The sequence below is a fragment of the 'Vigna radiata' phytoplasma genome, assembly GCF_030586915.1.
In the GTDB taxonomy this organism is placed as follows: Bacteria; Bacillota_I; Bacilli_A; order Acholeplasmatales; family Acholeplasmataceae; genus Phytoplasma; species Phytoplasma australasiaticum.
Genome location: NZ_JAOSIS010000023.1, coordinates 1 through 8,791, shown reverse-complemented (window position 1 = coordinate 8,791; position 8,791 = coordinate 1). Strand labels below are relative to the sequence as shown.

8 protein-coding genes are annotated in these 8,791 nt (G+C 23.8%); 7 read left to right on the top strand and 1 reads right to left on the bottom strand.

Annotation, left to right across the window (positions count from 1 at the left end; translation table 11 throughout):
• The 3 genes from dnaJ to OC710_RS02135 form a co-directional block, all read left to right on the top strand.
• Positions 1-1,111, top strand: a 1,111-nt coding sequence (gene dnaJ, locus OC710_RS02145; RefSeq protein WP_304514981.1) for a molecular chaperone DnaJ, incomplete at its 5' end; no start/stop codon positions are given.
• Positions 1,112-1,834: 723 nt separating this feature from the next.
• Positions 1,835-2,833 (top strand): lipoate--protein ligase, encoded by a 999-nt coding sequence (locus OC710_RS02140; protein WP_004994836.1) that lies wholly within the window; start codon positions 1,835-1,837, stop codon positions 2,831-2,833.
• Between the two features lie 340 nt (positions 2,834-3,173).
• Positions 3,174-3,809 carry a hypothetical protein gene (locus OC710_RS02135; protein WP_004994835.1) on the top strand — a complete coding sequence of 212 codons (636 nt, stop codon included), beginning with the start codon at positions 3,174-3,176 and terminating at the stop codon, positions 3,807-3,809.
• Positions 3,810-3,831: 22 nt separating this feature from the next.
• On the opposite strand, the gene recU is transcribed toward OC710_RS02135, so the two are convergent.
• On the bottom strand, positions 3,832-4,389 hold the full coding sequence (gene recU, locus OC710_RS02130) for a Holliday junction resolvase RecU (RefSeq protein ID WP_004994833.1): 558 nt from the start codon (positions 4,387-4,389) through the stop codon (positions 3,832-3,834).
• 276 nt (positions 4,390-4,665) lie between these two features.
• Between recU and OC710_RS02125 the strand changes: the two genes are divergently transcribed.
• The 4 genes from OC710_RS02125 to OC710_RS02110 all read left to right on the top strand — a co-directional run bounded on the left by OC710_RS02125 (position 4,666) and on the right by OC710_RS02110 (position 8,685).
• A complete protein-coding gene (locus tag OC710_RS02125; protein ID WP_004994831.1) occupies positions 4,666-6,411 on the top strand; it encodes a ribonuclease J in 1,746 nt (581 codons plus the stop codon).
• Between the two features lie 8 nt (positions 6,412-6,419).
• Positions 6,420-8,105: a ribonuclease J gene (locus tag OC710_RS02120; protein WP_004994829.1), complete on the top strand. Its 1,686-nt coding sequence runs from the start codon at positions 6,420-6,422 to the stop codon at positions 8,103-8,105.
• Between the two features lie 35 nt (positions 8,106-8,140).
• Positions 8,141-8,476, top strand: coding sequence for a hypothetical protein (locus OC710_RS02115; protein ID WP_004994827.1), 336 nt, complete (start codon positions 8,141-8,143; stop codon positions 8,474-8,476).
• Positions 8,477-8,556: 80 nt separating this feature from the next.
• Positions 8,557-8,685, top strand: coding sequence for a DNA-formamidopyrimidine glycosylase family protein (locus OC710_RS02110; protein WP_004994825.1), 129 nt, complete (start codon positions 8,557-8,559; stop codon positions 8,683-8,685).
• Positions 8,686-8,791: the final 106 nt, after the last annotated feature.

The following is an 8,791-nucleotide window of genomic DNA, read 5'->3' as shown; positions in this document are numbered from 1 at the left end:
TATTTTGAAACAAAAAAAAGACTATTATGAAGTTTTAGAATTATCACGTGATGCTAAATTGGATGATATTAAAAAAGCTTATCGACGTCTTTCGAAAAAATATCATCCTGATGTTTGTAAAGAAGCTAATGCTGATGCTAAATTTAAAGAAGTACAAGAAGCTTTTGATGTATTAAGTAATACCAACAAACGAGCTCAATATGATCAAATGGGTCATAATTTTAACAATCAAGGTTTTAATAGTGATTTTCAAGGTTTTCAAAGTGCTAATTTTGAAGAATTTGAAGATTTATTTTCAAGTTTTTTTGGACGTAGAAAAAGCAATCGCCATCAAGAAGATATTAAAGGTGAAGATCATCATATAAAATTAACTATTAGCTTTATGGAATCTGTTTTAGGTACTCAAAAAACTGTTACATTCAATGTTAAAGAAAATTGTGAAAAATGCGATGGTACAGGAGCTAAAACTAAAAATGACATTCGAATTTGTAATGTTTGTAAAGGAAATGGTTATATTTCTTATACTCAACAAGGTTGGTTTGTAAGTGTTTCGAAACAAATATGTCCTGAATGTGGCGGTAATAAAAAAATTATTTTAGCAGAATGTAAATTTTGTAAAGGTGTAGGTATGGTTAAAAGTGAACATAAAGTAACTTTAAATATACCTGCAGGCGTGGAAAGTGGTATGAGATTGAAATCCCCGAATCAAGGTCATCAAGGCCCTTCAGGAGCGCCTAATGGTGATTTGTATGTCGATATTAATGTTCAACCTCATAAAACTTTTCAACGTAAAGGCAATGATATTTTTTCTTCAATATTAATTAATTTTTATCAAGCAGCTTTGGGTACAATTATTAATGTCGACACTATTCATGGTAATGTTCAATTAAAAATTCCTGCTGGTACACAAACTGATACTAAATTTAGATTAAAAAACAAAGGAGTTCCTTATGTTAATTCTCCATTTAGTATAGGTGATCATTATGTTATTGTTAAAATTTATACACCACAAAATTTATCAAATACACAAAAAAAATTATTTGAACAATTAGAAGAATTAGAAGAATTAAATCGAAAATCTAAAACTAATTCATCTTGGTTTAATTTTTGAATCGCACAAATAAAAAAAATCATTAATAAAATAGTAAACATTATTAAATATATTTGTCAGTTTTAAAAGATATTTATAATATTGTTATCGAAAGTGCATAGCCTATCATGATAATAATCTTTGGAGGGGGGGTCACCTAAACACTATAAAGTAGGTTTGATGAATTATCAGCCTCAGTTTTAAAGTAACTGTGAACCACACTTAAAACTTGATTTAGAATTATATTGCAACTTAGATCTCCCGAAAAGGTAGATTATTAAAAAAAATTTAAAACAGCTTTTAGCTACTCCCCAAAAAAAGCGAAATTTATAGTAGTCATCAGTTTCATTCTAGAATGGGAATATTTTAGAACCACTTGACAACGATGAAAGGTAATAACCTTTACATAACGAAAGAGTTTCAATATTTGTAATTAGACATTAGACGCCGGATGCTTGGGAACTTGCTTGTCCGGTTCTGTGAGTGGCTAGTTTGTAATTGTATAAAAGAAATAATAAATAATATTTTTTTTAAACTGATTTCAGTTAATCTATTATGATAAATATCGCCATCATTATATGATTTTATAATGATGGTATTTTATTTATTTATTATTATATTTAATAATCTTTATAATCAGTTTAGATATAATAATTAATAAATAAAAAAATATAATATATTATTTTGTTTATTGAATTTGACTTTTTTTGTTAGTTAACAAAAGAAAGAAATTGGAAATTATGTATGATTTTAGTTAAATATCCTTTATTATCTCATTATAAACCCTACTTTTATTATGGTTTAGAAGAATATATTTTAAATTATTTTTTAAAGAATGATGATGAAATTTATTTTTTTTTCTGGACCATGAAAGGGGTAGTAATTGGTCGTAATCAGATTATTGAAAACGAAATTAATTTAGAATTTATTAAAAAAAATAAAATTGAATTTTTTCGTAGGCCGAGCGGAGGTGGTTGCGTTTATAATGATTTTAATACTCCGATTTTTAGTTTTATTTTTCGAAATAAATGTTTAGATTTTAGTTTTAAAAACTATTTAAATCGTATTATTAAAGCTTTTAATTGTTTAGGTATACCTTTATATTTTAGTGGTCGAAATGATATTTTATTAAAGGGTAAAAAAATTTCTGGTAATGCTTTTTGGAAAAATAAAAATGGAATTGTTATGCATGGTACTCTACTTTATCAATGTGATATTAATACAATGATACGATGTATTACTCCAAATAATCAAAAATTAATTTCTAAGGGTATTGATAGTGTACGTTCGCGAGTTACTAATTTAAAAAAATATCTTCCTGATATGACGCAATACGAATTAATTTATTATTTGGAAAATTTCTTAAAAAAGACAGAGTTAACTTTAACGAATAAAGATTTAATTTCTATTAATGAATTGGCTCTTAAATATAATTCTTCTACATGGTTATTTAATCATCCTATTTATTCTAAAATTTTACAACATCGTTTTGAATGGGGTGAAGTGAAAGTTTCTTTAGAATTAGAAGATGGTTATATTAAAAAAATGCAATTATGGGGTGATTTTTTTCATATTAGAGAAAATTTAGATAAATTTTGTGTTTTTTTTAAAAATATTTTATTCCGAATAGAAGAGATTCAAAAAGTTTTACAAAATATTAATATTAATGATTATATTTTAAATGCTTCAAATCAAGATTTTTTGTTTTTATTAAAACAAGGTGTAATCGATTATATGAAATAATAAATAATATTTTATAAATTTAGAAAATAAAATTTAATAAATAAATATTTTTTTAATTCGAATTAAAAAAATATTTTTTTCAAATGTGATTTAATCTAGATAATGTCAAAATATTATATTATTATTTTTTATATAAATATTTTTAAAATATAAAAGTTAGTTTTCAGGTAAATAGATATAATTAATTTTTTTATATAAGATATTATTTTTGATTACGAAATTAAAAAAATATTTATTAGGATAATTTATGCCAAACATACTTATTATTTTTAAATAATTTTCTTGTTTATCCTTCTTAATAAAAATGTATAATATAAGAAAGGTATATTAAAGGTTCATTATGAAGATTTTTTCATTAAAAAAAGTGATTATTAGCGCTTTATTATTAACAATTTCTTTTTTCATTGAATTTGTATTTACTAAATTTTTTTTTCAAGATTGTCACGGAGCTTTAATAAAATTAGAATTATTACCTATAATTTTAATAGGTTTTTTGTTTGGTTTTAAATTTAGTTTATGTGCTAATTGTATTTATGTTGCGATCCATACCGCTTTAGAATGGTCTATTATTACCGCATTTAGTTTAAATAGAATAAAATATTTGCAATTATTGTTTGTAGTATTTTTTTTTATTTTACCATATATGGCTTATTCTTTGTCTGGTTTATTTTATACTCGAAAATCGCCATATTTAATTAAAAAAAATATTATAACTAGTTTATTATTAATTTCTTTGATTCAAATTATTTCTTATATAGTGTGTATTTATATTTTTTATTATTATGCTTATGACTCTGTGTTTTGTATATTTGAATCAGATTCTTGGATAATAAACCAATTAAACCTTAATTTATCTGTATATTGGATATTTTTTATTTATATCAATGTCACCATTTGGTTAACTAATTTAGTTATTGGATCTATTTTATGTTTTTTAAAACCTATTATTAACGAAAATATAGAATTAGGCTTATAAGATTTATTTTATTTTTAATATTTTAGATAAATTTATTAACGATTTTTAAATAATCTAATCTGGGGCGATAACTATAAGGTATTTGCCATAATTCGTTAATAAAAGTTTGATAATCAATACTTTTTAACGAATATTGTTTTGTAAAATTAATTAAAAAAGATATGGGCATATAGAAGTATTGGTTATAGCGTTTAAAATTAATAATTAAAAAAGCTATTCCTTTTAGTTCGTGTATGTTTTGTAAACAAACCTTTTGATGATTAGGAATATTTTTTAAAGGAAATTTATTTAAATTATTTGTTTCTTTAACATCGAAAGACAAATATTTACCTTTATAAATACCTTGATAATCTGGTAAGGATTTTAAACGATAATAAGCTTCTACAATTTTGGTTTTATTTCTTTGAGCATATTCCACTTTAACTACTTGTATAGGGATCTCGTTTTTATGAATAAAAGCAATTTTATTTTCCTTATAAAAATTATTAGTTAAATTAATATCTTGTTCTAATTGTTTGCCTAAATTGCTTTTTTTATTATAAGTAAAATTTTGATTATTTATTTTAATCGGATATTTCATATTTTTATTTATTTTATAACTTTCTAAATAAATATAAAAAATTGATATTAATTTTTTTAAAGCTATAATAAATAGTGATTAACCAAATAAGAGTGGTTTCAAAAATAATTAACATCACATTAAATTTATTTATTTTTATTTTCCCAATATAATATTTATATTATAAATTTTAATTAATAATGATAAAAAAATTAAAAGAATCGGTAACAAATGTTTCGAAATTGTTTAAATTAATGATATATATTATTAATTTTTTAAGGAGTTCTATTAAAACAAATGCAAGAAATCAATTTTTTCGCTTTAGGGGGTATAGGGGAGAATGGTAAAAATTTTTACCTCTTAAAAATCAATTCTTCTTATTTTATTTTAGATGCTGGTTTAAAGTATCCTAGTGTATTGGTTAATGGTATTGATGCTATTTTACCGGAATATCATAAATTAGAATCTATTAAAAATGAAATTAAAGGTATTTTTATTACTTCAGCTTTAGAAACTTATTCAGGAGCTTTACCTTATTTAATTAAAGAATGGTCTATCCCTATTTATGCTTCTGATTTTGCTTTAGAAGTAATTAAATTTAATTTAAAACAAGCAAATATAGATTTATCTTCTTTAAAATTGAATGTTATTAAAGATGATATGAAAATTATTATTGATAATATTCAAATTTTTGTTTTCGGGATATCTCATTTTTTGCCAGGAACTTTAGGTGTAGCTTTTGAAACTTCTTCGGGAATGATTATATATATGAGTGCTATGCATATGCAACAATCTAAAAATAATTTTTTTCAAACTAATTTTACAACTTTAGTGGAATTAGCTCGTAAAAAGGTTTTAGCTTTGTTATTAGTTTCACAAGGTTCTTTAAGTTTAGTAAAACCTAAACGAGAAGAAATTTTAGAACATCATTTAAGTAGTTTTTTTGGGAGCATAGAAAATAATGTTATTGTTACTTTTTTAATTCCAGATTTATTAAAAATTCAAATGGTTATTGATTTGGCTGTACAATCTAAATTGAAAATTATTATTTTAGGTCGTAAGAGTGAAAAAATTATTGATATCGCTTTATTAAAAAAATATTTAAAAATTCCTGAAAATACTTTAATTAATTTAAAAAATTCTAAGGATTATTTAAAATATAAGAATGTTGTGGTATTAGTATTTGGTAGACGTTTTGAATCTTTTTACCGTTTGCAACGTATGTGCAAAAAAACTGATCGTTTAATGAGATTGCATATATCAGACAAAATTTTATTATTTTCTGTTGATTTGCCTGGTATTGATAAAGTTCAAAATAAAACTGTTGATATATTAGCAAGACATGGTTTTCAAGTAGAATTTTTAATTAAAGATTTGTTTCAAAATGTATCTTATGATTATCAAGAATATTTAAAATTATTGTTGTCTTTATTAAAACCAAAATTTTTTTTGCCCATTGTAGGCGAATATAGACATCAATATTATGTAAAGAAAATGGCTCAAAATTTTAATTTTCCGGATAATAAAATTTTTTTGTTAGAAAATGGTGATATGTGGCTTTATGATAGCGTACATAAACCTTTAATTAAAAGAAATTTTTTTAAAAATTTGGGTGAAATTTTAATTGATGGCACACCGGTTATAGATGGCAATAATTTTATTATTAAAGATCGTGAATTATTAGCTAATGATGGTATTTTAATTATAGCTTGTAATTTAGATTTACGTTTGCGTAAGGTTATCGGAGATATTGATAATATTAAGTTGGTTAGTAAAGGTTTTTTAGATAAAATTAAAATAGAACCTTTAATTCGTCAATTAAAAGAATTATTTTTGAAAATAAGCACACAATTTATACATATTAATAAACAAATTAAATGGAGTGATTTTAAAAATAATTTACGAGAAGAGTTATCTAAATTTATTTTTAAAGCTACTAAAAAAAAACCTGTTATCATTCCTGTTTTAATCTCAGCAACTCGTTCATCGATAGATAAAGATTTAAATTTTACTTCAAATATTGTAATTGAAAGCAAAGGATAATTTTACAAATGGTAGCACATATTTCACAATACCCACAATTTGACATTTTGTTTTATGCTTTAGGCGGATTAGGTGAAGTAGGCAAAAATATGTATGTGGTAGAAATTCAAGGTAGAATTTTTATTATGGATTCGGGTATGTCTTTTTCTGAAGATTCTTTTTTAGGTATTAATTATATAATTCCTAGTTATGAATATTTAATTAAAAATGAACATAGAATTGAATGTCTTTTGATTACGCATGGTCATGAAGATCATATCGGTAGTATTCCTTTTTTGTTGCGTAAAGTTAAAATACCTAAGATTTTAGTAAATGGTATTGCTTACGATTTGATTGAATTTAAATTAACAGAGCATAAATTACAAAAATATATGCATATTTTGGAAAAATATGAAGAAGAATCTGAATTATTATTCGGACAGGTTAAAGTATCTTTTGTACGCTTGAATCATTCGATACCTGATACTTTTGGCATTGTTTTTAATTATAATAAAAATATTATTTTTTATACTGGTGATTTTAAAATTGATCATACTCCTGAAGGTCCTTTAGCGAATTATGCTAAATTAGCTGATTTAGGTAAAAAAGGAGTTTTATGTTTATTATCAGATTCTACGAATGCCCAACAAAAAGGATTTATAGAATCTGAAAATAAAATTGGTGATACTATTAATAATTTATTTTATCAAATTAAAGGTAGAATTATTATTGTTACTTTTGCTTCTAATTATTATCGTATTAAACAAATTATTCAAGCTAGTGTTTTAACTAAAAGAAAAGTAGCTGTTTTTGGCCGTAGTATGGAAAAAGCAATCGAAGTAGGAGCTAAAAACGGTTATTTAAAAGTGCCAAAAGAGTTTTTAGCAAATAGTAATAACATTAATGCTAATGATGAAAATATTACTTTATTATGCACCGGTTCCCAAGGGGAACCATTAGCTGCTTTAAGTCGTATGGCTAATGGCACTCATCGACAAATTAAATTAAATCATAAAGATACGGTGATTTTTTCATCTTCTCCAATTCCGGGAAACCAAGATAGCGTTAATAAAGTTTTAGATTTACTTTATAAAATGGAAGTTAATGTTATTTTGCATGGTTTTTTAGTAGATACTCATGCTTCCGGGCATGCTAGTCAAAATGATTTAAAATTAATGTTAAACTTGATTAAACCGCGTTTTTTAATTCCAGTTCATGGTGAATATGTTATGTTAATGGCTCATAAAAAATTAGCTATTGAATGCGGTATACCTTCCGAGAATATTTTTATTTTGGATAATGGAGATGTTTTAGGATTAAGTCCTTCAAAATCTGAATTAGTTGGCAAAATTCCTTATGATGATATTTATATTGACGATTCTGGCTTAGAAGATTTAAGTAATTCTATAATCAAGGAAAGAAAAATTTTAAATGAAGAAGGATTGTTATCTATTATTGTTAGTATGGATTGGAAGAATAAAAGAATTATTAATCATCCAATGGTCGTATCTAGAGGATTTATTTATATGAAAGGTAGTGGTGATTTTATTCAAAAAATATCTAATGATATTAAACATATGATTCAAAAATTGTTATCTTCTGAAAAAGTTAATGAAAATTATTTAATGAAAGCTATTATTAATTTTATTACTCCTCGTATTTATGAAACTACTTTACGTAATCCTTTAATTTTGCCTATTATTGTACCTATTTAAAAAAATTTTTAGTTTAGAAAGGTTTGTGAATTTTTATGAATTTCACTAAATTATCTGATAAGAGCATATATAATAATTATCCTATTAACAATTTAACTTGTGCAGTGTATGCAAGATATAATAAAGATAAAAATTTAGCAATTTCAAAAGAATGGTATACTATTTCGCCAAAAATAGTTATTAATTCCGATTTAAAAATTTTTTCAGAATTAATTTTGGTTTTTGAACATATTGATAATGATAATCCGGAATTTTTTTTACAACCAGGTCAAAAGATTAATATTATAACGGGTAATTTATTTATTAATAAAAATATATCTAAAGAACAAGGAATTTTGTTGATTGATAAATTTATTCATGTAAGTGAATAATTTATCAAAAAAATTAATTTACTTAAGGTATTTAAATTAATTTGCAAAATAGTTATATAAAGCCAAGGAGGTTTATTGTCATGCCAGAGTTACCAGAAGTAGAAGTCATTGTAAGGGCTTTAAATAAAAAAATAATAAATCGTTATATCAAAAATATAGATATTTTTTATGAACCTATTATCGGCAATGGGCGCAAAAGATGCGCATAATTCCGCTATTTAACGAATAGCCTGGAGTGATAATCTCCAGAGGTCACGTAAACACTGTAAGGTGGGCTTGATTAATTATCTCGAAAGAGTAATTGATAACAGCAAA